General features: G+C 53.6%; 21 protein-coding genes and 3 tRNA genes. 10 read left to right on the top strand and 14 right to left on the bottom strand.

Features of this window, described 5'->3' with window-relative positions; translation table 11 throughout:
• Positions 1 to 103 precede the first annotated feature (103 nt).
• Together HZS79_RS15455 and speA are read left to right on the top strand one after the other, a co-directional pair.
• Complete coding sequence (locus HZS79_RS15455) at positions 104 to 1,060, top strand: homoserine kinase (protein ID WP_162219002.1); 957 nt, start codon at positions 104 to 106, stop codon at positions 1,058 to 1,060.
• A complete protein-coding gene (gene speA / locus HZS79_RS15460) occupies positions 1,060 to 2,979 on the top strand; it encodes a biosynthetic arginine decarboxylase (protein ID WP_179928314.1) in 1,920 nt (639 codons plus the stop codon). The genes HZS79_RS15455 and speA overlap by 1 nt, the downstream gene beginning before the upstream one ends.
• 88 nt (positions 2,980 to 3,067) lie before the next feature.
• Here speA and HZS79_RS15465 read toward each other — a convergent pair whose 3' ends face one another.
• Positions 3,068 to 3,733, bottom strand: a complete 666-nt coding sequence (locus HZS79_RS15465; protein ID WP_162219004.1) for a fumarylacetoacetate hydrolase family protein — start codon at positions 3,731 to 3,733, stop codon at positions 3,068 to 3,070.
• Between the two features lie 211 nt (positions 3,734 to 3,944).
• On the opposite strand from HZS79_RS15465, the gene HZS79_RS15470 reads away from it, so the two are divergent.
• Complete coding sequence (locus tag HZS79_RS15470) at positions 3,945 to 4,613, top strand: 4'-phosphopantetheinyl transferase family protein (RefSeq protein ID WP_162219005.1); 669 nt, start codon at positions 3,945 to 3,947, stop codon at positions 4,611 to 4,613.
• Positions 4,614 to 4,684: 71 nt separating this feature from the next.
• Here the strand turns inward: HZS79_RS15470 and HZS79_RS15475 are convergent, their stop codons facing one another.
• The 8 genes from HZS79_RS15475 to HZS79_RS15510 all read right to left on the bottom strand — a co-directional run bounded on the left by HZS79_RS15475 (position 4,685) and on the right by HZS79_RS15510 (position 12,908).
• On the bottom strand, positions 4,685 to 7,681 hold the full coding sequence (locus HZS79_RS15475) for a non-ribosomal peptide synthetase (RefSeq protein ID WP_218928025.1): 2,997 nt from the start codon (positions 7,679 to 7,681) through the stop codon (positions 4,685 to 4,687).
• A 360-nt stretch (positions 7,682 to 8,041) separates the two neighbouring features.
• Positions 8,042 to 8,117: transfer RNA gene (locus tag HZS79_RS15480), tRNA-Thr, on the bottom strand.
• Positions 8,118 to 8,189: 72 nt separating this feature from the next.
• Positions 8,190 to 8,264, bottom strand: a tRNA-Gln gene (locus HZS79_RS15485).
• Positions 8,265 to 8,269: 5 nt separating this feature from the next.
• Positions 8,270 to 8,345: transfer RNA gene (locus tag HZS79_RS15490), tRNA-Phe, on the bottom strand.
• Positions 8,346 to 8,519: 174 nt separating this feature from the next.
• Positions 8,520 to 8,795, bottom strand: a complete 276-nt coding sequence (locus HZS79_RS15495) for an oxidative damage protection protein (protein ID WP_162220016.1) — start codon at positions 8,793 to 8,795, stop codon at positions 8,520 to 8,522.
• 59 nt (positions 8,796 to 8,854) lie between these two features.
• Entirely contained in the window at positions 8,855 to 9,952 is a 1,098-nt protein-coding gene (gene mutY / locus HZS79_RS15500) for an A/G-specific adenine glycosylase (protein ID WP_162220015.1), read from the bottom strand.
• 140 nt (positions 9,953 to 10,092) lie between these two features.
• Positions 10,093 to 12,426 carry an AsmA family protein gene (locus tag HZS79_RS15505; protein ID WP_162220014.1) on the bottom strand — a complete coding sequence of 778 codons (2,334 nt, stop codon included), beginning with the start codon at positions 12,424 to 12,426 and terminating at the stop codon, positions 10,093 to 10,095.
• Entirely contained in the window at positions 12,426 to 12,908 is a 483-nt protein-coding gene (locus HZS79_RS15510; RefSeq protein WP_179928315.1) for a GNAT family N-acetyltransferase, read from the bottom strand. Before HZS79_RS15510 ends, HZS79_RS15505 begins: the two co-directional genes overlap by 1 nt.
• A 204-nt stretch (positions 12,909 to 13,112) precedes the next feature.
• Here HZS79_RS15510 and hisB point away from each other — a divergent pair, with 204 nt between their 5' ends.
• The 5 genes from hisB to HZS79_RS15535 are packed head-to-tail and all read left to right on the top strand — an operon-like array spanning position 13,113 to position 16,444.
• Positions 13,113 to 13,706: an imidazoleglycerol-phosphate dehydratase HisB gene (gene hisB / locus HZS79_RS15515; protein WP_162220012.1), complete on the top strand. Its 594-nt coding sequence runs from the start codon at positions 13,113 to 13,115 to the stop codon at positions 13,704 to 13,706.
• A 52-nt stretch (positions 13,707 to 13,758) separates the two neighbouring features.
• Positions 13,759 to 14,400: an imidazole glycerol phosphate synthase subunit HisH gene (gene hisH, locus HZS79_RS15520; RefSeq protein ID WP_179928316.1), complete on the top strand. Its 642-nt coding sequence runs from the start codon at positions 13,759 to 13,761 to the stop codon at positions 14,398 to 14,400.
• An 11-nt stretch (positions 14,401 to 14,411) separates the two neighbouring features.
• Entirely contained in the window at positions 14,412 to 15,158 is a 747-nt protein-coding gene (gene hisA, locus HZS79_RS15525) for a 1-(5-phosphoribosyl)-5-[(5-phosphoribosylamino)methylideneamino]imidazole-4-carboxamide isomerase (protein WP_162220010.1), read from the top strand.
• Positions 15,155 to 15,928: an imidazole glycerol phosphate synthase subunit HisF gene (gene hisF / locus HZS79_RS15530; protein WP_162220009.1), complete on the top strand. Its 774-nt coding sequence runs from the start codon at positions 15,155 to 15,157 to the stop codon at positions 15,926 to 15,928. The genes hisA and hisF overlap by 4 nt, the downstream gene beginning before the upstream one ends.
• 9 nt (positions 15,929 to 15,937) lie before the next feature.
• Positions 15,938 to 16,444, top strand: coding sequence for a hypothetical protein (locus HZS79_RS15535; protein ID WP_162220008.1), 507 nt, complete (start codon positions 15,938 to 15,940; stop codon positions 16,442 to 16,444).
• A gap of 13 nt (positions 16,445 to 16,457) precedes the next feature.
• Here HZS79_RS15535 and HZS79_RS15540 read toward each other — a convergent pair whose 3' ends face one another.
• Positions 16,458 to 17,060 carry a YjaG family protein gene (locus HZS79_RS15540; RefSeq protein WP_162220019.1) on the bottom strand — a complete coding sequence of 201 codons (603 nt, stop codon included), beginning with the start codon at positions 17,058 to 17,060 and terminating at the stop codon, positions 16,458 to 16,460.
• Positions 17,061 to 17,172: 112 nt separating this feature from the next.
• Between HZS79_RS15540 and HZS79_RS15545 the strand changes: the two genes are divergently transcribed.
• A complete protein-coding gene (locus HZS79_RS15545) occupies positions 17,173 to 17,865 on the top strand; it encodes a type 1 glutamine amidotransferase (protein ID WP_179928317.1) in 693 nt (230 codons plus the stop codon).
• A 33-nt stretch (positions 17,866 to 17,898) separates the two neighbouring features.
• Here the strand turns inward: HZS79_RS15545 and mnmH are convergent, their stop codons facing one another.
• The 4 genes from mnmH to HZS79_RS15565 form a co-directional block, all read right to left on the bottom strand.
• Complete coding sequence (mnmH, locus tag HZS79_RS15550; RefSeq protein WP_179928318.1) at positions 17,899 to 18,987, bottom strand: tRNA 2-selenouridine(34) synthase MnmH; 1,089 nt, start codon at positions 18,985 to 18,987, stop codon at positions 17,899 to 17,901.
• The gene (selD, locus tag HZS79_RS15555; RefSeq protein WP_162220005.1) at positions 18,984 to 20,021 is read right to left on the bottom strand and encodes a selenide, water dikinase SelD; all 1,038 of its coding nucleotides are present in this window, start codon (positions 20,019 to 20,021) and stop codon (positions 18,984 to 18,986) included. The genes mnmH and selD overlap by 4 nt, the downstream gene beginning before the upstream one ends.
• A gap of 45 nt (positions 20,022 to 20,066) precedes the next feature.
• A complete protein-coding gene (radA, locus tag HZS79_RS15560; protein ID WP_162220018.1) occupies positions 20,067 to 21,437 on the bottom strand; it encodes a DNA repair protein RadA in 1,371 nt (456 codons plus the stop codon).
• Positions 21,438 to 21,554: 117 nt separating this feature from the next.
• Entirely contained in the window at positions 21,555 to 22,004 is a 450-nt protein-coding gene (locus HZS79_RS15565; protein WP_179928319.1) for a copper resistance protein NlpE N-terminal domain-containing protein, read from the bottom strand.
• A 164-nt stretch (positions 22,005 to 22,168) separates the two neighbouring features.
• Between HZS79_RS15565 and hisC the strand changes: the two genes are divergently transcribed.
• A complete protein-coding gene (hisC, locus tag HZS79_RS15570; RefSeq protein WP_179928320.1) occupies positions 22,169 to 23,230 on the top strand; it encodes a histidinol-phosphate transaminase in 1,062 nt (353 codons plus the stop codon).
• The last annotated feature ends 255 nt before the right edge of the window (positions 23,231 to 23,485 follow it).

Genomic DNA, 23,485 nt, shown 5'->3' on the forward strand with positions numbered 1-23,485 from the left:
AGAAACAACCGCTACGAATAACGCATTTCAAACTCACACAACGCTGCCAACTGACCCTGCAAGCCGCTACAATAATGGGCTTAGCAACCTGGGCGAGATTCTCATGGCTGTATTTACTCCGCTGAGCGACGCACAGGTCGCCGCGTTTTTAGAAAAGTTTGATGTTGGCAGCTTCGTTTCGCTGCAGGGCGTCGCAGGCGGTACAGAAAACTCGACGTTTTTTGTGACCACTGATCGCCGTGAGCTGGTGTTAACCCTGTTTGAACAGGGTGAGCATGAAGAGCTGCCGTTTTTTGTCGATTTGTTGGATTATCTGGACGAGCACCGTTTGCCCGTGCCCGGCACCATTCACGACCGCGAAGGTATCGCGCTGCACAGTTTGGCAGGCAAGCCTGCGCTGCTGTTCCCACGCTTACCAGGCAAGCACCCTAGTGCGCCAAACCTTGCTCAGTGCCAAGCGCTGGGGCATACACTTGGCCATCTGCATGCTGTCTCCCAGCACTTCCCGGGGCATCGACCCAACCCCCGCGATCTTCATTGGCTTCGGGCGGTTCACCATAAGGTGCTAACGTATATTAGCCCTGATGACCAAACGCTGATGAAGAACGAGGTTGATGACTTCGAAAGCGCCTTTAGCCAACACGGTGAACTCCCCCAAGGGGCGCTGCACGGCGACCTTTTTCGCGACAACACCCTGTTTGAAGGCGACCAGCTAGGCGGCATTATCGATTTTTATAATGGCTGCACGGGCGATTTGCTGTTTGACCTGGCGATAGTGATTAACGACTGGGCATCCAATGAAGATGGTTCGCTTAATGCTGAACGCTACACAGCCATTCTTGGTGCTTATCAGGCACGACGCCCGCTGTCTGCTGATGAGCGAGCGTTGTGGCCAACCATGTTACGCATGACCGCGTTGCGCTACTGGCTATCGCGGTTACTGGTGGTTTATGTCGACCCACCCGCCCACGATCTGACGCCCCACGACCCTGAGCGTTTCAGAACTATTTTAAAAGCGCGTATCGCCTTCGGCGCATTACCACTCCCCGAGGTTTCTTAATGAGCGAGACGGTAACCACCAGCACCCAGGCCTTACGCGCCCGTCGCACATGGAACATTGACCAGTGGGGTAGCGGTTACTTTGATGTGGACGACCACGGTCAAGCGCTGGTTCGTCCGCTAGGTAGCGATGCTCAAGGCCCCGCTTTACCGTTAAGCGGCCTGGTGCGACAACTGCAAACCGCAGGGCTACGGCTGCCGGTGCTAGTGCGCTTTAGCGACATTCTTCATGACCGTGTCGAGCAGTTGTGCGGAGCATTTGATGTCGCAATGCAGGATATCGGTTACCAGGGAGGCTATACGGCGGTTTACCCAATTAAGGTGAATCAGCAGCGCCGTGTGGTAGAAGAAATCTTGGCCACTTCCGAACGCGGTAATGGTCGGGTGGGACTCGAGGCGGGCAGTAAACCAGAGCTGCTTGCGGTGTTAGCACTCTCTGATAGCGGCTCATCGCTGATTGTTTGCAATGGCTACAAAGACCGTGAGTACGTTCGCCTTGCACTGCTGGGCGAAAAACTGGGGCACCGTGTCTACTTGGTAGTAGAGAAGCTTTCTGAGCTAAGCCTTATTCTGGAAGAAGCTCGCGCGCTGGATGTGACGCCACGTATTGGCCTACGGGCGCGACTTGCCTCCGTAGGCAAAGGCAAGTGGCAAAACACCGGCGGCGAAAAGTCCAAGTTTGGCCTGACCGCCAGCCAAATTCTTGAAGTCGTGGACACCCTACGCACTCAAGATGCGCTGGAAAGTCTGCAGTTAGTGCACTTCCACCTTGGCTCGCAAATTGCCAATATCCGCGATATTCAACGCGGGCTAAGAGAGTGCGCGCGCTTTTATCAAAATCTGATGAGTCTGGGCGCACCCATTGATACTGTCGATGTCGGTGGGGGGCTCGGCGTTGATTACGAAGGCACCCGCTCACGTAGTTACTGCTCAGCCAACTACTCCATGCAGGAGTATGCCCGCAATGTCGTCGGCGCCTTTGCTCAGCTGTGCCAAGACGCAAGCCTTCCTCAGCCGCACCTAATCAGCGAATCAGGTCGTGCACTCACTGCCCACCACGCCGTGCTAATCACTAACGTAATTGGCGAAGAGCGTGTCAGTGATGCACCGCCTAAGCGTTCCTCACAGAAGGACTCTCAGGTCGACGTTCTATGGCGAGTATTTGAGCAACTAGGCGACCATCAAGAGCCCCGTGTACTCGTTGAGGCGTGGCATGACCTTCTTCAAGCGGTTAGCGAGCTACAAGATCGTTTTGTGATGGGCCTGAGCGATATCAACGCCCGCGCAGAAGGCGAACGGCTCTATATGGCCGCCTGTGCGCGGTTGCGTAAACAACTCGACACCCGTAACCGCGCTCACCGAGAAATTATGGATGAGCTCGCTGAAAAGTTGGCCGATAAGCTGTTCGTCAACTTCTCGCTATTCCAATCGGTGCCGGACGTATGGGGAATCGAACAGATTTTCCCAGTGCTGCCGTTAAGTGGGTTAGACAAAGAACCTACCCGTCGTGCCGTTATCCAGGACATCACCTGCGACTCTGATGGCCGTATCGATAGCTACGTGGATGGCCAAGGCGTTGAAAGCACATTACCGCTGCCGGAGTGGCCCACTGAAGATGAACGCTGGCTAGGCTTCTTTTTAGTCGGTGCTTATCAAGAAATACTGGGCGACCTGCACAATCTATTCGGCGATACCGATTCGGTGGATGCCGCGCTCGGTGACGATGGAAAATGGGTGCTCTCAAACCCCCAGGCAGGCGACACAGTGGCTGATGTGCTGGCCTACGTGAATTTTGATGCGCAAGTATTAAAGCAGAAACTGACTGAACAGTTAGTAACCAGCGGCTTTTCTGCCGAAGAGCAAGCCCACTTTGCCACTAGCTTAAGCGATGGTCTTGAAGGCTATACCTACCTAGAGTAATTACACGCTAACGCTGTTAGCCAAAAAAAGGCCATCGACACTGTCTGTCGGTGGCCTTGTTCGTTTAACTTGGTGCCATCGCTGTCGGCTACTCCACTACGCGGGTAGTGACCTCCAGCCCACCGGTCAATGTTAAGCGCAGCGACGCGCCACGGGGCAGTACGCCAACACCAGCGGGAGTACCCGTCAAAATGACGTCACCCGGCTCTAGGGTGAAGTGATGACTCATCTCTGCCACCAGGGTCGGAATCGCAAAGATCATATCTGCGCCCTCACCATGCTGACGCTCTTCCCCGTCGATTTCCAACGAAAATGCCAATGCATTCCAGTTAGGCACACGGCTGAGGGGCAAAAAAGATGATAAGGGGCAAGCACCATCAAACGCCTTAGCAATTTCCCAGGGATGCCCTTTCTCTTTCAGCTGGGTTTGCACATCACGCAACGTTAAATCCATCGCTAACCCAATACCAACGATGGCACGCTGCGCTTCATCTTTGGTGGCGTGAGTTAACGTTTCACCCACCAAAAGAGCCAACTCCACCTCGTAATGAACATCACCCCGCGAAAACGGCGGGTCAAGCGGCTTGGTTATATCCACCACGCTAGTGGAAGGCTTAATAAACAGCAGTGGTTCACTGGGAACCGGATTATCCAATTCCTTGGCATGGTCGGCATAATTACGACCAACGCATACGACTTTGCCCAGCGCGTGGGGAAATTCCTGGCCATCAGTAAACTGTGGAATGTAACGCATGGCGGGTATTCTCCTTCTCATTATGCGTGCCGCATTCGCAACGACAGGCGCAACAGTCTACCTTAGCTATGCATATGTTCCACATATCTCATCTCAATTTTTCACTATAGCCTATCAGCAATCTACCTGCGGCTCTGTGTATCTCAAGCAGAATCGACAGTAAGGGACTAGCTTTAATGAAGTCATTCTCCTAAAGCCAGGGTAAAGTCACATGGGTGTAGGGTCGCTTGAACGCTTACTTGCCGAAAACCAGACGAGCTGGCCAATAGAAGTAGTTTGCGCCATTCGAGACCCGCAAATAATGCACCTCTCACTTTTTCCTGAAGAAGAAGTCTCTATCGTTGGCGCAGATACGAAGCGACTGATGGAGTTCGCAGCCGGCCGCTCCGCTGCGCATGCTGTGCTAAAGAAACTCGACGTCCCTCTTTCAGCGATCTTGATGGGCAAAGGTCGTGCCCCTGTCTGGCCAGCGGGTATAGTCGGCAGTCTTTCACATACAACAGATGCCTGCTTAGGTGTCGCTGCTCGGGCGCATCATACCCAAGCCATCGGCATTGATATCGAGAGCCTAGCCCCCCTTGAAGGTAGCCTTCACCCCGACATTGCCACCCCCGAGGAACTCGCTTGTATCGATCAACCTCCTGAACTCGCGGCTTTGCAGATTTTTTCAATGAAGGAAGCAGCCTACAAGGCACAGTATCCTCTCAGCCAGACATTTTTCGACTTTACTACCCTGGAAGTCACTTCAGAAGGTTTACGCTTTCGTTGCCCAGTAGCCCCCTTTGCTCAAGGCACCCTGCTAACCGTCCATCAATGGACGGGGTTTGGCATGTGTCTGTCTCTATGCATACTGAAGAAGCCAGCGCCGTTCCCCGCTTAGGTCAATAATGGGTTGTAGCCAAAAGATAATCGCGGCCGTGAATGCCCTGCTAAAAGCTCTCAACTAGCCTATTAGGGCGTCTCCAGCACATCCAGATACGCCAAGTAGTTCGCCAATTCCTGACGGGAAAATACCGGCTTCTCAATACCACTGCCTCTGAGAAAGTGCCTGGTATTGCGGCAGTCCCATAGGTAGGTGTTCTGGTACAACTCCACTGTGGATTGGCCGTCATACATGGTGTCATTGAATAGGCTCAACAAAGGGTAAAGTGGCGCGTTGGCGTCGTGCTCCCACTGCGCCTTCCATTGTGCGTAGGGCAACACTTGGAAGCGGTAGCCAAAGAGGTCTTCCAGTCGGCCGAAGAACTCCTTGAACGTCAAGTTGTTGTCACCCTCGTGTGTCAGATTGAATTTGCGACCCAAGCCTTCCGGGTTACGGGAAATATGCGCGATTGCAGCGGTCATGTAGTCAACACTGGTCAACCCCTCGCGCAATGCTTCCAGGTCAGGGATGCTCTGGTGCGTCACACAGGTTTGTACCAAGCGCCCCCACCATTGGTAATCTGCACACACGCCTCGAGTGCTGTGATAGGTGGCATACCCCAGCCGGAAGGTCATTAGTGGCAACCCACGTTGGGCTGCTTGATCAGCTATTTTTTCCATGACCCATTTGCTTCGGACATAGCCGATATCTGTGATCACCGCATCCAAGTTCTGGTCGATGTCATCGTCCTCGCACATCACTCGCTTGCGGGTGTGTAGATGCCCCCAGCTGTATACGGAGATAGTAGACAGCAACATCAGAGGCTTGGTGCGCGTGTCAGCAGCAAAGCGCAATAACTCCAGCAGCCCCTGGACATTGTCACGCTTCATGTACGAATAAGGTTGGATGAAATTGACCGCACTGGCGGAGTGATAAATCACGTCGACCATCTCCACAAGCTCGTCATAATGCATCCCTGTCAGTCCGAGCCGAGGCTCCGATAAGTCTGCCCGATACACCTCGACACGTTCCCGCTCTACCTCAGAAAGCGTGATACCGTAACGGGTCAGAGTGTCTTCCAGGCGTCGCCAGGGGTCCACCCCCGAGCGAGCACGCACTGGACAGTGAAGCCTCGCATCGGTGGTGGAAAGCAAGTCGGTCAGCAAGTGAGCGCCGACAAAGCCCGTGACGCCAGTAAGCAGGATGTGACGCGGTCGCACCAGGGAGTCCTTCATTTGCCAGGGAGAGAACACGAGATCATCGGGCAAGCTGGCATCTTCACGCAGAGGGTGAATACGCTCTCGGTCTAGCAAGGACTGTGGACGGTCATCGCTGCGACGCTCTTCTAGCACTGCAGCCAACGACTCAACCGTATCATACTCAAAAAGATCACGAATCCAGGCCTGAACGGACAGTCTTTCACGCACAGCTAGCATCAGCCGAGCTGCCAGCAATGAATGACCGCCAACATCAAAGAAGCGGTCGGTGCGACCGAAACGACGATGCCCAAGTACGCTCGCCCAGGCGTCGGCAATGTCGCGTTCCATCTGGTTGATATAGGCCACTTCTGGCGCGCTTCCTGGGATATCGTTGTCAGCACTGCCTTCCAGCCGCTGAGACATCTTCAGTAGCGCTTGCTTGTCTGTTTTCCCATTGGCGTTGAGCGGTAGTGATTCAAGTCGATAGATGGCAGACGGGGCCATGTAGTCTGGCAAGGTTTCCAACACTCCCCGTCGCAGCTCGGTCTCCATTGGGGCCTGCTGGCGATCGGGCACAATAAAAGCCAGAAGATGCCGTTCGCCATCAGCCTTCGCATCGGAAGCCAGTACAACTGCCTCGCTTACCCCGGCTTGTGCGTGTAGCGCCTCTTCCACCTCAGCCAGCTCTACCCGGTTACCACGAATCTTCACTTGGTCATCCAAGCGCCCTAGAAACTGGAGGCGTCCGTCTGGGAGCCTGCGGGCCAAGTCACCAGTTCGATACAGGCGCCGTCTCCACTGAGGATGAATAATGAACTTCTCTCGCGTCAGTGGCTCGTTATGCAGATACCCCCGAGCCAGATTGTCGCCGCCGATGAAAATTTCCCCTGCTTCACCGTCGGGCACCGGTGCGAGTTGCTCATCAAGCAAGACAATGTCGCTACCGGCCATGGGGTAGCCAATAGCGGGGCGACTGTCTGTCTCGGCACCAGGAACGTGGTGACAGGTAGCAAAAATAGTGGCCTCTGCCGGCCCATAATAATCCACCAACTGATACGGCAAGTGTGCAGTAGCTGGTGGAGTCAACTTTTCTCCGGCGGTGAACAGATAAGTTAACGCCAATGCCGACGGCTGAGGTTGGGTAGTGACCGCCGAAATCAACGCTGTGGGTACAAAGGCATGCGAGAGGCGCTGGCGGGCAAAGAACGCCAGCAGTCGTTCGGGATCCAAACGCGTTTCCTCGTCAGGCAGGATCAGCGTGCCCCCAGACATCAGCATCGATGCGATTTCCAACTGCGCCACGTCAAATCCTGTACCGGCCATTAGTGTGGAACGGCTGTCCTCAGTCACACCTAGGTTGTTGTTGTGCCAAGCGACTACCCGTTCAAAGGCATGGTGCTCGACCATAACGCCCTTAGGATTGCCAGTGGTGCCTGAAGTGAAGATCACGTAGGCCAAGTCCTGAGAAGACGGCAGCGTGGGCGGGCGAACATCGCTACTCGGCATGCTATCGATGGAGTGCACTAAGAAGGGAGTATCAGCAGGTAATTCACTGCATGCCGCCAATGCGAAAGAAGCACCGCTCTGCGTCAGAATGCGCTGTTGCCGCTGCAGCGGGTAACGGATGTCCACCGGAATATAAGCAGCACCACTTTTCATAACTCCCAAAATGGCCACTACGTAACGGTGGGTGCGATCACATAACAAGGGAACCAGATCTCCCTTGCCTATTCCCTGCTCTCGCAGAAAGGCGGCTACGTCATTGCTGCGGCGATCCAGTTCGCCGTAAGTAAGATGAGTAGAAGAGTCATTGACCGCTTCTCGATTAGGGCAGCGATCAGCATGCTTCTGGAAATAGTGCAATACAGTATCGCAACGTATCATCATAGGGCTTTACTCCTATTTATGAATGATCTATACGTCACTTGTGCACTAACACGAGATGCCTAGCCTATAATCTCAATATTGTGTGTAAAACCGCCGACAGGGCTGAAGAGAACGTGAATTAATTGCCATTCGACATTCTCGCCATTGTCTGTGCCTAACACCTAGCAGGCAGTGCTTCCCTTATTGTGACTCGGGTGTAATGGCTCGGAGTTTCTTAGGCCTGTTCACCCGATTTTCCCACACCTGACACAAGCGCTTATATAAACTTAGCCCATTGGCAGTGTCTACGCACGCGAAAAAGCCGCCCTTTCGGACGGCTTCATCTAATTCTCTAACGCTTTGCTTTTTAACCACTTTAATTGGTGCCGACACCAGGAGTCGAACCCGGGACCTACTGATTACAAGTCAGTTGCTCTACCAACTGAGCTATGTCGGCGCTTCGCGTTTTCTTGAGAAAATGATTGCTTCACTGTTAAGCTTCGCAATCAACAAGAAATCTTGCTGGCAATGGCTGGGGTACCAGGATTCGAACCTGGGAATGCCGATACCAAAAACCGGTGCCTTACCACTTGGCGATACCCCAACGTTTGGTGGCCAGAGACGGAATCGAACCGCCGACACGGGGATTTTCAATCCCCTGCTCTACCAACTGAGCTATCTGGCCGCTGCCAACGGTGCGTATTAAACTAAAAACTCAGCTTTTCGTCAACACTTTCGTGAAACTTTCTTTCTAGTCACGTGCTTAGGGAATTTCTTGGCAGGGTCAAAAACGGGCAGAAGCCACACCAGCTGTGGGCTGCGCCGAGTTTCCCCCTTTTCAGCCTTACTTCCTAAACACTTAAGCCTGGGTTGGCGGTACGTAACCTTCGGCCTGGTCCGTGGTTTCGTTGTCTAGAAAACGTTGCATCTGATCCATTAAGTAAGCGCGTGCGTCAGGCTCAAGCATGTTCAGGTGCTTTTCGTTAATCAGGCGCGTTTGCAGCGCTTGCCACTCTTCCCAGGCCTGCTTAGACACCGTGGCTTGAATTTCTTGCCCTTGCTTACCCGGCAGCGGTGGAAACGGCAGAGCGGGTAGCTCTTGTTGGTACTTGCGGCACAACACTGTGTTGCTCATGGGGGTACTCTCCTTCCTAAATAGCGGTACTGACGATCAAGGTAACATCGCACGTGATATTAACGCGATGGCCCTGGCGTTGGGTCTAGGGTAAACGTCGCCAGTTGGCTCAGCAGCGATTTAACCGGAGCTGCCAAGCCGAGCGCAGGCGGATCATTAACGTCATACCATACGCCGTCTTCTCTTACACCGCTCAGCCTATCGCAGTTGACCGGCTGAGGTGTAATCGATAGGCGAAAATGGCTAAAGGTGTGGGTAAAGCTAGGTAGTGGTGCATGGCGCTCTGGGGAAACCACATGATCAGCTAGCCAGTCGTTAAGCTCACCATGGCGTTCAAATTGGGGCAGGCTCCATAGGCCTCCCCATAGTCCGCTGGGAGGCCGCTGCTCTAACCAAACCCGCCCTTGTCTGTCCCGTAGCATTAGCATAATAGTTTCACGCGTGGGCAAGGTCTTTTTAGGTTTGGACTCGGGGAAGCGCTGCGGCTCGCCTTGGGCATAGGCTCGGCAGACGTCGTTAAATGGGCAAATCAGACAATCAGGTTTGCCGCGTTTGCATAGCGTAGCACCGAAATCCATGATGGCTTGGGTATAGTCGGCAAGGCGGGTATCGGGTGTGTAGTATTCAGCCAGCGCCCACAGCGAGCGTTCTATTGCTGGCTTACCTGGCCAGCCTGAAACGGCATGCAAGCGGGTTAAAGATCGCTTTACGTTGCCATCTAAGATTGCTGCCTGCTGACCGGAACTTTGCGCGACAATTGCGCCAGCAGTGGAACGGCCTATGCCGGGCAGCGTCATCAACGCTTCGATACTGTCGGCGGGCAATTCGCCATCGTGGTCTTCCAGCGCCACTTGGGCCGCTTTATGCAGGTTACGCGCACGGGCGTAGTAGCCAAGCCCTGTCCAGAGATGCAACACATCGTCCTGGGGCGCGTTGGCCAATGCTTCTAACGTGGGAAACCGCGCCATAAAGCGTTTGAAATAGGGAATGACCGTGGTGACTTGAGTTTGCTGAAGCATTATTTCTGACACCCACACGCGATAAGCACTACGGGGTGACTGCCATGGCAAATCGTGACGACCATACTGATCAAACCAAGTGAGCAAGCGGCGTTGAAACTCTTCCGCCGTTAGGCAAGGCGCAGGCATATCGGCCATAGAAACTCCTTTAACAGTAAAACGTCACCAACCATGAGCAGGCAATAAATCTTGTGGCAGCGGCCATTCGCACGAAAAAAAGCGCCGGCGTTCGGGCCGGCGCAGCGCTTAGTACGTGAACTCAGAGCGTGAATACACCCTCAGTTAAATAGACGACGAATCCCTTCACGAAGCTCCTGACCCACGCCCTCACCCAAACGTTCGTCGATTCGGTCCAGAGATTCTCCTAGCCGCTCTTCCAACTCCTCTTCGACGCGGCTACCGGCTTCGCTACGCAGCAGGTCTACCACCGCAACTTGAAAAGCAGTGCGGTCAAAACCACACCACTGGGCTTTGTCATCGCCTATATGCCCCTCACAACGTACCGGAAGCGGCAGCTGCTCTAAACGGGGATTTACTTGACAGGCTGCATCAGCAGTATCCACTAAGCGCGCATTCGCCCTTGTGATGAAGTTCATCGTATTAAGGTTAAACTCCCCGTCTCCTTTGACGTCGATGCCAGGCAGAGTAATGCTTAAGTCCTCGCTAGATGCCACCCCATTGCGCAATTGAATAGTGGCGTCGAATCGCTCAAACCGAGTATCTGGGTGCCACTCTCGCACGGTTCCTTGCCCTTCCAACTGGGCGACTAACTCACACATTTCCTGGGAAATGTTAGTCTGTAGAATAGCGCCTTCAGTTAACCGGGCGTTCAGCTCACCGTTCAAGTTGCTGGTGAGCACTCCACGACTGTTACCCTCAGTGGTGAGTGAGCCTTCTAGGTTGAAGCGGCCTCGCAACGGGGCATCTTCTTCGCTGAAGGACTCAATAAGTGGCGCAACCTGTACATTGCTGATAATGGGTGAGAGCTGCCACTCAAGCGCACGACCTCTCGCATCAAGGCTGCCGGTGGCAGTTAACTCGCCATCGTAAAAGCGCGACTCAAAAGCCGAGAGCAGGTGGTTGCCACTCTCTCCGCGCAAACTTAACCGCGCTTTATCGAACGTTAGCCCTGCCAACACCAGCTGATTGATACTTACATCACCCTCAAGCGTTAGCGTGCTAAGCCATTCCTGCGGCAACAGAGCACCGTCAGTTTGCGCAAACGCTTGGCGTAGCAGCCCTCGACTCGCCTGCTGGGCGGCTTCCGGACGAGGTAGGTAATAGTCCAAATTCAGCTGATCGCCTTCCAGGTTGAACGCCAACTGCGTGCCATCCAGCGCAGTGGAGAGTTCGCCGGTAAAGGTGCTGTCATCCACCACCAAAGAAAGGCGCGGCAGCGCAATACGCACCATATCGCCTTCAATTGGGCTAGTCATCGCCACATCCCTCAATGCGCTCTCATTGGCAGTGTTCAGGGTGATCCCTGCACGTGATAACCAAGGACGTAGCGTAAAAGGGGCAGCAGTGATCTGACCACGATATTCGGGAGCAGTGAGCAGTTGCTCAATATTTAGATGACCGCTTACTCGTAGGCCATCTGGCCCCGTGAGCTGGGCATCTTTGAGTTGTGCTGTTTCTGATGCCCAATCACTTTCCAGGCCAAATGTCAGGGCAAGCGCAAGGCTGCCCTGCCAATTGTCTGGATGACGTAATCCGGCATCTAAGACACCCTCACGGACAGAGAGTTGTTGCTCACCCATGCGGATAACTATTTCTGCTGCTTTCAGACTTAGCTGTTGCGGATCGCTCGCTTCAGCACGGCGTGTACGGGTGGTCAATTGCGTATTTTCAAAGGTGACCTGCTCGTCTTCTAATCCTAAACGAAGACGGGTTTCCAAATTCACATCGCTCGTTAGCTCAGGCGCGCGCTCCAATGCCTCTGCATCTAGGCGGTTGTGCTTAGTGAGAGTGGACACGACTTTCAAAGGGAATGAGCGCACTGGATTGACATTAGTGCCAGAGATATTCAGCGGCTGCGCTCGCCAAAGTGTTTGGCTTTGTTCATCGCGGAAACGGATGTCCGCACCTTTCACTTCTACGCTGGCAATATTCAGCACTACTGACAAATTCCCAGCATCCGCATGGGGGCCGGCGCTTGCCGGTGCCAGTACGGTTTCTGCCGTTTCATTGCTCTTTTCAGCCAAGCGCTCCAGCAGTGGCTCCCAGTTCCCAACACCCTCTTCGTTCTTGACCAGATTTAAGCGCATACCGTCTAGGGTTAAACCATCAACGGCAATCTCACCGCGCAGCAGCGGGGCAAATGCCACGCTAACTTCAGCATGCTGAACAGACGCGAACGATGTATCGTCTTGTGACTGCTCAGGCAACCATGCCTTTGCCTGCGCGACGCTAACGCCAATGCGTGGATAAAACGACCACGCAATAGGGCCTTCCAGCGCCAAATTAAGCCCTGTTTGCTCTTCTATTACTGCGGTTAAACGGGGCTTAAAGTCCTCGGGGTCAAGAAAGGTGGTCACATACACCACAGCGGCGACGGCAACGATCGCCAAAATGCCTACTGCAGCCAGTAAAATACGTAGTAACTGTTTCATTACCCTTTTCCTTGTGGGTCTAGCTCAACAAAATCACTGGTCGCTGGTGCATCTGGTTGAGAAGAACGTTCATTGGCCACTGGCCGGTACCCCAACTTAGACAGTAGTACGCGGTCGGCTAATGGCAACGATGACGTTTCAATACGCAATACACGCCCTTCTTTTTTTGCTTGATCGCCCAAAAGAGCCATTAATCGCGTACCGACGCCACGTCGCCGCGTGGTTTTTCGAACGCACAGATCTGATAGCCACCAGGCACGGTCATCCGCTTCTTTTACTGCCACTGCACCCAACAGGCGATCATTAAAGTGTGCGCAGGCAAAAAAGTGCTGCCCTTTTAAGTGTTGTTCTATAAAAGGGAGAACGGTTGGCATGGGCATACGCTCTTGGGGCGCGTCTTCATAGATACGCCTCATGTCAATGCGCACCTGTTCTTCTGCCTCCCAACAGGCCTGATCAACGTAATGCAGTGTCACCGGCATGGTAAAATCCTCTTTGACAGAGCAGCGAGGCTGCTATTCTACCGCCAGCAAAAGCGGCTACCTTTCGCGCATTGTAGCGGATGGGGGGGCCGATTCTCTATAATGCTTGTTTTGGTCGCAGGTTATGCCCTTGTCTAATGGTGGCATACTAATGTCACCCTGCCGATTATTCCTCAGAGTGCGCCACAGCGCAGGAGATGCAACATGTCAGCGCGTATTGCCACGGTAAGCCGTGACACCAACGAAACGCAGATTACGGTCAGCGTCAACCTTGACGGCAAAGGCCGTCTCCGCTGTGAAACCGGCGTCCCGTTTCTTGACCATATGCTTGATCAAGTGGCACGGCATGGAATGGTGGACCTCGATATTGACGCCAAAGGCGACCTACATATCGATGATCACCATACGGTTGAAGACCTGGGCATTACCTTGGGCCAAGCCTTTCACCAAGCGATAGGCGATAAACGCGGCATTTACCGCTATGGCCATGCCTACGTTCCCCTTGATGAAGCACTATCGCGTGTCGTCATCGATTTTTCCGGCCGACCAGGCCTGTATATGAATGTCGACTTCACCCGCGATACCATTGGCCGTATGGACACCCAACTGTTTTGGGAGTTTTTCCAAGGTTTCGTCAACCATGCGCGTGTCACACTGCATATCGACAATGTAAAAGGCTTTAATGCTCATCACCAGGCTGAGACTATTTTTAAAGCCTTTGGGCGCGCGCTACGCATGGCAGTAGCAGAAGACCCACGAATGGCGGGACAGATGCCGTCTACCAAAGGAAGTCTATAATGCCGAGCATTGTTGTTAGTGGTAGCTCGCCAACGAAAACAAGGAGCGCTTTATGACCATCGCGGTAATCGATTATGGAATGGGCAACCTGCACTCTGTGGCAAAAGCGCTTGAGCATGTTACCCATGAAAATGTCATTATTACCCGCGACCCTCGGCGAATTTTAGGCGCAACACGCCTGGTGCTACCCGGCCAGGGTGCTATTCGCGACTGTGTGGGCGAGCTTGAGCGAACCGAACTACGCGGCTTAGTCGACGATATTCTTACCCGTCAGGAAAAACCACTGCTGGGAATTTGCGTGGGTCAACAAATGCTGATGGAGCGCAGCGAAGAGAACGGCGGAGTGGACTGCCTGGGCTTTTTCCATGGCAGCGTCGATCGTTTTCCGGCCAATATGCGTGATGATCATGAACAGCGCTTAAAAGTACCGCACATGGGCTGGAACCTGGTGGCACAGCATCACGACCACCCGCTGTGGGCAGGTATTGACGATAACGAACACTTTTATTTTGTGCACAGCTACTACGTCAATGCAGCGGACAATGCTCAAGTGTTTGGTACCACCCAGTACGGCAAGGTTTGCGCCCACGTGGCGATTGGCCGCGATGCCACCTTCGCTGTGCAATTCCACCCTGAAAAAAGCTCCCGCGCAGGCCTTCGCCTGCTAGAAAACTTTGTCACCTGGACGCCCTGAGAGGTTTCATTATGTTGGTAATTCCCGCGATTGATCTCAAAGACGGCCAGTGTGTGCGCTTGAAGCAAGGCCGCATGGAAGATGCGACGTCCTACGGCGATGACCCTGTTGCCATGGCCGCCCGCTGGGTAGAAGCGGGGGCGCGTCGTTTGCATCTAGTTGACCTAAACGGCGCATTTGAAGGCAAGCCGGTGAACGGCGAGGCAGTGACCGCGATAGCACGAGCTTATCCGAACTTGCCAATTCAAATTGGCGGCGGTATCCGCTCGGCGGAAACCATTGAGCATTACCTAAATGCTGGGGTCTCTTACGTTATTATTGGCACCAAAGCGGTCAAGGAGCCAGACTTCGTGGGTGAGATGTGCCGCGCGTTCCCAGGCCATATTATTGTTGGCCTGGATGCTAAAGATGGCTATGTGGCCACCGATGGCTGGGCGGAAGTCTCTACCCTGAAGGCGACTGAGCTTGCCAAGCGCTTTGCCAATGACGGCGTTTCCAGCATTGTCTATACCGACATTGCCCGTGACGGCATGATGCAAGGCGTCAATGTGGACGCCACCGCTGCACTAGCCCGTGAAGGCGGCTTACCCGTAATTGCCTCTGGCGGCGTCACCAATTTAGATGACATTCGTGCGCTGTGTGATGTCGCGGATAGCGGCATTCTAGGCGCGATTACCGGCCGCGCTATCTACGAGGGCAGCCTGGATGTAGCAGAAGCCCAGCGCTTGAGCGACCAGCTTAGCGGAGGCACGGAATGAGCTTAGCGAAACGTATTATCCCTTGTTTAGATGTCGATGCCGGACGTGTAGTGAAAGGCGTTAACTTCATTGGCATTCGTGATGCGGGCGACCCGGTTGAAATCGCCCAGCGTTACAACCAGCAAGGCGCCGATGAAATCACCTTTCTCGACATTACCGCCAGCCACGAAAACCGTGACACCACGGTCGAAATGGTAGAGCGCATCGCCGGTGAAGTATTTATTCCTCTCACCGTTGGGGGCGGCATCCGCAGCTGCGATGATATTCGAACCATGCTGAATGCAGGGGCTGATAAAGTCTCAATTAACACCGCTGCTGTTACCAACCCAGAGTTTGTTCGCGAGGCAGCGGAGCGTTTTGGCAGCCAATGTATCGTGGTAGCGATTGACGCCAAAAAGGTGTCCAAAGAAGGCGAACCTCCACGCTGGGAAATCTTCACCCACGGCGGGCGCCGACCGACAGGCTTGGATGCCGTCGAATGGGCCAAGAAGATGGTCGAATTTGGCGCAGGCGAGCTACTGTTAACCAGTATGGATCGAGATGGCACTAAAGTCGGCTTTGACCTTGGCGTTACCCACGCCATTTCTGAAGCCGTCAGCGTGCCGGTGATTGCCTCTGGTGGTGTCGGAAACTTAGACCACTTTGTGGACGGCGTACTCAAAGGTGGTGCCGATGCGGTACTCGCGGCAAGTATCTTCCACTTTGGTGAATACACCATACCAGAAGCAAAACGCTATATGGCGGAACGCGGCATCGAGATGCGGCTATAGGAACATAACATGCCTCGTTATTATCAATGGCTAGGAGGGCTAGCAGGGTTTTGGCTCAGTACAAACGTATCTGCGTTTACTTTGCCAGACTGGCCGCCCACCTTAGAGCTCGACCACATATTGGTGCAAACCAGCCTATTAACACGCCACTTTGACCCTGACCCAGAGCACGTCAATCAGCAAAAGCTAGCCAGTATTGAGTTGCACAACCCTGACCGCTGGTTAGCTGGGGCGGCATGGTTTAAAAACTCCTTCGATCAGCCTACTTGGTACGTCTATGCAGGCCGAGAGTTTCCTCTTTGGCAAGTAGCTGAAGAGGTTAACGTACGTGCCAAGCTGACCGGCGGGCTGTTGCGCGGCTATAAAGGTGAGTACCGCGACAAAATTCCCCTTAATCATTTTGAAATCGCGCCGGCACTATTACCCAGCATTGGCGTGCAGTGGGGACGCGTAGAATCGGATCTGATTATCTTCGGCACCGCCGGCATGATGGTGACGGCGGGCCTGCGGTTTTAAATGACCTTGCCGGTTACTCACCGTCCTCATCTAAGGTTAATCCGAGATTACTGATGCCGTTATTGCGTCCTAGTTGGCGAACCTCTTTTAGCGAGGCTTTGTTGATTGGCTCGCTCACGGCTTCCAGAACTGCATCCTGGAAGTCGTTTTCATCGGCCATCAGTGGATGGTCACGAATCATCAGCGCAAGCGCCTCAGCATCCTCTTCGCCCTCTGTCAGCTCGATAAAAGCACGAACGCCCGCTCGCGAGGTACGGCTCACATCCAGCACCGCTTCAGGCGACTCGCCCTGCAGCGTATCTAATAGCGCTGATACTGACACAACGGCATCTAGCGCTCGACGCGCTCCAAAGCTCTCATCATCTTCAGGAGGCTCGCACTCGGCCAGCTTTTCCGCTTGTCGGGCAAAGTCGATGCTGGCGTTCGGTACGCTGAGCCGCTCCCATACAAGGTTAAGCACAGCACGCAAGGTATGGCCATCGCCCTGCCCCGTGGTTTGCTGATATAGCGCATAATTGGGCAGCAATCGTTCACACAGCGCAGCCATAAAGGCTTGTTGGGCGGGCAACGGTAACTGCTGAAGCCGCTGATAAAATCCTAGGGGTTTAGCCACCATGCTGATTTCCTGGGTCACAATATTGGTGAAATGAACGCGATACGTTATCGTCGCACAAACGCGATAGGAGATCCCTGTCGCATTGTTAACATCGGCCGGCGAGGAGATTACCATGCATATCCATCTGCTACAGCACGGCCCTGACCATGGTCCTGCTCGTCTCACTGACTGGCTTGAGAGTATGGGCCATAGTTACACCGTTTTTCATCTTTATGCGGGCGAGCTAACCCCACGACCAGGCGAGTGCGATGCGCTAATTATACTGGATGGCCCTGAACGTCTAGTGAATGATCCCCCTGATTGGTTTAAAGCCGAGCGAAAGCTGATTAATCGCTATCTGGATGGCCAAAAACCCATACTCGGCATTGGCTTGGGCGCATTGTGGATAGCGCAAGCACTAGACGCTGTTATTGCACCAGGCACCTACCCTGAAATAGGCTGGCACCAAATAACACTTGCCCCAGAAAGCACCTTTGATCTACCCGAGCGATTTGAGGCATTTATGTGGCACCGCCTCGTGTTTAGCTTACCGGAAAACGCACTACCGCTAGGCGGCAGTGCAGCAGCACCACTGCAAGGGTTCTCATGGGATGCCGGGCGGGTCATCGGTTTACTGTGCCATTTTGAAGCGACAGCTTCCAGCGTCTCACCACTGCTCAATGCAGATGAACGGCCACAGCCAAAAACGGCCGCAGCAGGACGTTTTCTACAAACCAATGAACAGATTCTAGAAGACGCTAGTCGTTTTCATCAGTTAGCACCACTGCTAGACCGCATGATGACTCAGTGGCTGAAAGCTACATAAGTTGCATAAGCCCCATCGGTGAATCAAACGCCGCTAAGTGCTCCATTGCTTAGCGGCGTCTAAACAGCTTTCCCAATCACCAACGTGCAGCTCCACAGGGCGACTATCCCGCTGCTTTTCAAGGTGATAGCGATAAAGTGGGTCGTAATACTCCGTCAGCAACGGCGCAAGCCATGCCTCGTGGGCGTAAACATCCCCTATGGCATGAGCGCGAAACGCCATGGCCTGCAATCGCTGTAGGCGCTGCCATCGGGCATTGCCTAAGCGTTTCGCCAAACGCTCCAAGGCATTGGCCAACTGCCGCTGCATGCGCTGCCAACCCTCTTGCTGGCCGTAACGGGAGGCATAGCGCTGTTCAAGTGCCTCGATATAGTCACGGCGCAGCTGTTCTAAACGCCAGTCCAGAGGCATCTCAATACGTATTCGTGGCGCACGCTGTAAAGCATGCCAAAAGGTAAGCGGAATATTAGCATCACCGATTTGTCGCGACTCATCCTCTACCACCAGTTTGCCCGTCAACCCGATTAAGCACTTGGCCAAGGCGTGCTCAAAGTTAATTTGTGTCGCCGGTTCATCTGGCTGTCGACCAAAGGCTGATCCTTTATGGTTGGCAAAAGCTTCCAGATCAATGCCGTTACTCAATTGATTAATAAGCGTCGTTTTAGCACAGCCTGTTAGCCCCGCCACGACCAACATCGGTTGACTGGCGGCGTCCTCAATACGCTTACACAACCGCTGACGTAGCGCTTTCCAGCCACCGTCAATACGCGGCCTGCTGATACCTGCTTCATCTAGCCATTGCTGCGCAATTTGCGAACGCAGGCCACCGCGAAAACAGTAGATAATTGCTTCTGGTTGACGTGCGACATACGCCTGCCACGCGTTAACGCGTGCTTGCTTAGTTTCACCGCAAACTAAGCGCTCACCTAACCCGATTGCCGCCTGCTGTCCCAGCTGCTTATATGCAATGCCCACTTGGTGGCGCTCATCATCAACCATTAACGGCAAGTTAACCGCGCCAGGCAAACTGCCCTGGGTAAACTCAACCGGAGCGCGAACATCAATCAGCGGCGTTTCTTCCGCAATTAGGCCTAATGATGCCGGAACAGTGTCTAGGGTCACCCAACAACCTCAATCAAAACGTCACCCTGAACCGCTTTCAGGGTACCAAAGGGCACCAGAGTAATGCCGTGCTCACGTCCAATGCGCTCTACATCATCCTCCCAGGCAGGGTCGACGCTAATCAACAAACCGCCTGATGTCTGAGGATCGCACAGCCACTGCCAATGAGCATCATCCATAACGGGTAACGATTTACCCAGAGCATCGCGATTGCGCTGTGAGCCTCCAGGGACAGCGCCCTGCCGACGGTAGGCTTCGGCTTCTGCTAAACGGGGTAAGCGGCGAAAATCGATCTGTGCCATCACACCACTTGCGCTGCACATTTCCGCCAAGTGCCCAGCAAGACCAAACCCCGTGACATCTGTCATGGCGTTGACGCCTTTCACCTTCGCCAACTCAATGCCAATTTGATTGGGCTTAAGCATCGTTTCACGGGCAAGGCCTTGGTGCCCTGCTTTGAGCAAGCCGCGCTTTTCAGCCGTGGTTAAGAGCCCGACACCCAGTGGTTTAGTTAAGAATAACAGATCATCAGGCTTCGCTTGGCTGTTGAGTTTTAAATGCGCCAAATCGACCAAACCGTTGACCGCCAAACCAAACATCGGCTCTTGGGCGTCAATCGAGTGACCACCGGCCAATGCAACACCTAATTCACGACATACCGCCTGAGCACCAGCGACAACATCGCCCGCAATTTCAGCACTAAGTTTATCCAGCGGCCAGCCTAAAATGCCCAGTGCCATGACCGGTGTACCGCCCATGGCATACACATCGCTAATCGCGTTAGTGGCAGCGATACGACCAAAATCGAAGGGGTCATCGACAATCGGCATAAAGAAATCAGTGGTCGCAATCATGCCGCGGCCATCGCCTAAATCGTACACCGCAGCATCTTCACGCCCCTGATTACCTACAATGAGTCGTTTGTGTCCCGCGGCAGGTCCTGCTTTAGCAAGAATTGCATCCAGTACATTGGGGGCAATTTTGCAGCCGCACCCCGCACCGTGACTATATTGGGTTAACCGAATCGAACTCATGACGCCTCTCCTTAGTCTTGGTGTTGTTCCTTAGCATAGCTGACGCTAAAGGGCTTCCAGGGCATCGCTCAATTTATCGACAGGAATAACCTCCATACCCTTCGGTGCCTGTTTGGGTGCATTGCCACGTGGCACAATCGCCCGTAGAAATCCGTGCTTAGCCGCTTCAGCAATACGCTCTTGCCCACTGGGCACGGGCCGAATCTCTCCTGAAAGCCCCACTTCGCCAAATACCACTAACTCTTTTGGCAACGCACGATTTTGCAGGCTAGATACCACAGCTAAGAGCACCGCTAAGTCGGCGCTGGTTTCGAGCACTTTCACACCACCTACCACATTAAGGAATACGTCTTGATCGCCGGTAAACAGGCCTCCGTGGCGATTTAGCACCGCTAGCAACATAGCCAGCCGGTTTTGATCAACACCAACCGCCACACGGCGTGGATTCCCCAGCGCAGATTCATCGACCAGGGCCTGTACTTCCACCAGAATCGGCCGAGTACCTTCCCATACCACCATAACCAAACTACCGGGTGCCTGCTCTTCTTGCCGTGATAGGAAAATCGCGCTGGGGTTTTTGACCTCTTTCAAACCTTGCTCGAGCATCGCAAACACACCCAGTTCATTCACTGCGCCAAAGCGGTTTTTTTGGCCGCGAAGGGTTCTAAACCGAGAGTCGGCACCGCCCTCTAATAGCAGCGAGGCATCAATCATATGCTCCAATACTTTAGGACCAGCCAGGGTGCCATCCTTCGTCACATGCCCAACCAGCAACAATACCGTGTTCGTTTGCTTGGCAAAGCGTGTCAGCGCGGCCGCAGATTCACGTACCTGGGCAACCCCACCCGGCGCGGAGCTAATATCCTCTAGGTGCATCGTTTGAATTGAGTCGATGACCAAAATCTCCGGTTTTTCTCGTTCGGCCACTGCTAGAATCGTTTCGACACTGGTCTCCGCCAACATCTTCAGCCCATTAGTAGGCAGCTGTAAGCGATGGGCGCGCATCGCCACCTGGGAAAGCGACTCCTCCCCAGTGACATATACAATGCGCCGCTGCTGGGCCAGCTTGCAGGCGGTTTGCAGAAGCAGCGTGGACTTACCAGCGCCTGGATTGCCCCCTAGCAACACAGCGGAACCCGGTACTAAGCCGCCACCGAGTACGCGATCAAACTCGGCAAAAGTTGAGGTGAGACGAGGAACCTCACTGAGATCCACATTGCCAAGATCCACCACATCTCGCGACAGGTCTCCTGCATAGCCCGCTCGCCCAGTCGCAGCACCACTTCCGGGGCGCGCACTGGCCAGACGAATCTCACTTAGCGTGTTCCATTCCTGGCAGCTGGAGCACTGGCCTTGCCACTTTCGGTACTCCGCACCGCATTCGGTGCACACAAAGGCACTCTTCGCTTTCGCCACCGCCATGTTGCTCCTGTTGTTATCGATACTGATTGTTATCGCTACTGAGATTTATGCATCAGATGACTAGAAATGCAAAAGGCGGCCAATGGCCGCCTTTGAGCGTCGCTTCACACTTTATTGACGCTGTAACTGCAGCATTTCACCGTTTTCAAAACGACGACGTTCTGGATCGATCAGCTCCAATGTGCGCTCACTGATGCGCAGAAAGTAATAGATCTGCCCATCGCCATCAGGCGTTAACTCGTAAACGGTCGCATCTGGGTCAGATGGGGTGCCTGTCAGCACTTCCCAATTACCCTCATAGTTCTCATCAGGCGGTGTTTGAGGATGGTTGCGGTAAGTGGCATTCAGAGTAAACGTCCGCTCTTCAGCGGCACTCATCTCTTCCCCCATCATCGTGACATTCAAATCGATGCCATCACAGTTACGGCAAGGCAGCGTACCTTGGTAGTTGGCTTGAGAAGCAGTCATGCCTGCTTCTTCGCGCTGTTCCGTTGGACCAGCTGCACAGCCCGCCAGCAGTGCCAACATAGCCGAGCCGGCTAGCAAACTCCTATATTGCATTGAGTGTCTCCTTATCGTGTTGGACATACATTTTTTCCGCGCGCTTATGACAGCATAACCGCTACAAGGTGCAACGCCCACCCCCATGCCTACTTGAATGCTTGCGCTCAGGCGACCATCAGGCGACCATGGCTATATTATGTCAGGATAATCAGGTTACCTTCATGAGCCAATACTGGAGTCCGGCCGTTAGGGAGCTTACCCCCTACGTGCCCGGTGAGCAGCCACGCGAACGCGTGATTAAACTCAACACCAACGAAAATCCTTATCCCCCTGCGCCTGGGGTAAGCGAAGCACTGCGCAATTATGCCACCGATCACTTACGTCTGTACCCTGACCCTACCTCTCACGCGCTGCGTACAACGTTGGCTGAAAGCTATGGAATTAGCGTCGCCGAAACGTTCGTCGGCAATGGGTCAGATGAAGTGCTCGCCTTTGCATTTCAGGCCTTTTTTTGCCATGACACACCGCTGGATGTGCCCTCAATTACCTATAGCTTTTACCCTGTCTACGCCAATCTTTACGGCGTCACATTGCGCAAACATCCGCTGAATGCCCAATGGGAAGTCGATCTTAACGCCCTGGCGAATGCATCAGAGCGTAGCGGCGTTATCTTTGCCAACCCTAATGCACCAACTGGGCACGCACATTCACTAGAAGCCATTGAGTCACTGCTTAAACGCGTAACAAACCGAGTCGTGTTAGTCGATGAAGCCTATGTTGATTTTGGCGCAGAAAGCGCTGTCACCTTAGTTGGGCGCTACCCCAACCTGCTCGTCACGGGAACGTTCTCTAAATCACGTAGCTTGGCGGGTTTACGCTTAGGCTACGCCATTGGTTCACCAGAGCTGATTGATGGCCTTCAGCGAGTCAAGGATTCGTTTAACTCCTACCCAGTGGATAGTTTAGCGAGCCTCGTCGGCATTGAAGCCCTTAAAGATAAAACACACTTTAATGCCTGTCGAAATAACGTGATAACGACTCGTGAGCGCACACGTCAGCGACTTGAGCAGCTAGGCTTTGACGTTCTCCCCTCTAAAGCCAACTTCGTGTTTGCCCAGCATCCTGATTTTGAAGGTGCTCAGCTGTTTGTAGGCCTTCGCGAGCGGGGAATTTTGGTACGTCATTTTAATACTGACATGCTCAACAACTTCTTGCGCATCACCATCGGCACAGATGATGAAATGGATAGTTTAATAGAGGCACTGGAAGCAATCTGCCGCTAATTCTTACATTTTCTAAGCATAAAAAATCCCCCAGGGCGCAAGCCCTGGGGGATTTTTCAAATACAATAGCTCAACAACAAAAAACCCCAGCTTCTAATGAAGCTGGGGTTTTTCTTAATAAGTGCCTGACGATAATCCGGGCGGCGCTCCGCTACTCTACTCGTCTCATCCTGAGACTCGCCCTTCGGGCCCGCTAAAGCGGTTCCCGTTTGTTCCCGACAAACGGGGTCCAGGGGAGACCCCTAAAAAGCAAAA

This window comes from Vreelandella zhaodongensis, assembly GCF_013415115.1.
GTDB lineage: Bacteria > Pseudomonadota > Gammaproteobacteria > Pseudomonadales > Halomonadaceae > Vreelandella > Vreelandella zhaodongensis.

Excerpts from the sequence above, each read along its gene's own strand:
- HZS79_RS15455 (WP_162219002.1), top strand. The coding sequence starts at position 104 with ATGGCTGTATTTACTCCGCTGAGCGACGCACAGGTCGCCGCGTTTTTA.
- speA (WP_179928314.1), top strand. The coding sequence starts at position 1,060 with ATGAGCGAGACGGTAACCACCAGCACCCAGGCCTTACGCGCCCGTCGC.
- HZS79_RS15465 (WP_162219004.1), bottom strand. The coding sequence starts at position 3,733 with ATGCGTTACATTCCACAGTTTACTGATGGCCAGGAATTTCCCCACGCG.
- HZS79_RS15470 (WP_162219005.1), top strand. The coding sequence starts at position 3,945 with ATGGGTGTAGGGTCGCTTGAACGCTTACTTGCCGAAAACCAGACGAGC.
- HZS79_RS15475 (WP_218928025.1), bottom strand. The coding sequence starts at position 7,681 with ATGATGATACGTTGCGATACTGTATTGCACTATTTCCAGAAGCATGCT.
- HZS79_RS15495 (WP_162220016.1), bottom strand. The coding sequence starts at position 8,795 with ATGAGCAACACAGTGTTGTGCCGCAAGTACCAACAAGAGCTACCCGCT.
- mutY (WP_162220015.1), bottom strand. The coding sequence starts at position 9,952 with ATGGCCGATATGCCTGCGCCTTGCCTAACGGCGGAAGAGTTTCAACGC.
- HZS79_RS15505 (WP_162220014.1), bottom strand. The coding sequence starts at position 12,426 with ATGAAACAGTTACTACGTATTTTACTGGCTGCAGTAGGCATTTTGGCG.
- HZS79_RS15510 (WP_179928315.1), bottom strand. The coding sequence starts at position 12,908 with ATGCCGGTGACACTGCATTACGTTGATCAGGCCTGTTGGGAGGCAGAA.
- hisB (WP_162220012.1), top strand. The coding sequence starts at position 13,113 with ATGTCAGCGCGTATTGCCACGGTAAGCCGTGACACCAACGAAACGCAG.
- hisH (WP_179928316.1), top strand. The coding sequence starts at position 13,759 with ATGACCATCGCGGTAATCGATTATGGAATGGGCAACCTGCACTCTGTG.
- hisA (WP_162220010.1), top strand. The coding sequence starts at position 14,412 with ATGTTGGTAATTCCCGCGATTGATCTCAAAGACGGCCAGTGTGTGCGC.
- hisF (WP_162220009.1), top strand. The coding sequence starts at position 15,155 with ATGAGCTTAGCGAAACGTATTATCCCTTGTTTAGATGTCGATGCCGGA.
- HZS79_RS15535 (WP_162220008.1), top strand. The coding sequence starts at position 15,938 with ATGCCTCGTTATTATCAATGGCTAGGAGGGCTAGCAGGGTTTTGGCTC.
- HZS79_RS15540 (WP_162220019.1), bottom strand. The coding sequence starts at position 17,060 with ATGGTGGCTAAACCCCTAGGATTTTATCAGCGGCTTCAGCAGTTACCG.
- HZS79_RS15545 (WP_179928317.1), top strand. The coding sequence starts at position 17,173 with ATGCATATCCATCTGCTACAGCACGGCCCTGACCATGGTCCTGCTCGT.
- selD (WP_162220005.1), bottom strand. The coding sequence starts at position 20,021 with ATGAGTTCGATTCGGTTAACCCAATATAGTCACGGTGCGGGGTGCGGC.
- HZS79_RS15565 (WP_179928319.1), bottom strand. The coding sequence starts at position 22,004 with ATGCAATATAGGAGTTTGCTAGCCGGCTCGGCTATGTTGGCACTGCTG.
- hisC (WP_179928320.1), top strand. The coding sequence starts at position 22,169 with ATGAGCCAATACTGGAGTCCGGCCGTTAGGGAGCTTACCCCCTACGTG.